This is a genomic window from Pedobacter sp. N36a, from assembly GCF_014472395.1.
Taxonomy (GTDB): Bacteria; Bacteroidota; Bacteroidia; order Sphingobacteriales; family Sphingobacteriaceae; genus Pedobacter.
In genome coordinates this window covers 1-318 of record NZ_JACSZW010000077.1, presented here as the reverse complement: position 1 = coordinate 318, position 318 = coordinate 1, and the positions used below count along the sequence as shown (strand labels likewise).

The following is a 318-nucleotide window of genomic DNA, read 5'->3' as shown; positions in this document are numbered from 1 at the left end:
AAATGTATACCGCTACTGAAAGCGGAAGTTATACAGTGAAAATTACCTCCATTTCTTGTGAAAGCCCTGCTTCTAATCCAATATCAGTTACGGTAAACCCAATTCCAGATGCCGCGGTGATTACAGCCGAAGGCCAGACGACTTTCTGTGCAGGCGGAGCCGTAGTGTTAAAGACCAGCGCCTTAGCAGATAGCTACCAATGGTACAATGGGCTAAACCTAATCGCAGGGGCAACTCAGCAAACGTATACCGCTACTGAAAGCGGAAGTTATACAGTGAAAATTACCTCCATTTCTTGTGAAAGCCCAGCTTCTAATC

The 318-nt window shown here is 45.6% G+C and carries 1 protein-coding gene; it reads left to right on the top strand.

What is annotated here, in order from left to right:
* Window positions 1-318 (top strand): hypothetical protein (locus H9X96_RS22595; protein WP_187668444.1); only part of this gene is annotated, 318 nt, incomplete at both ends.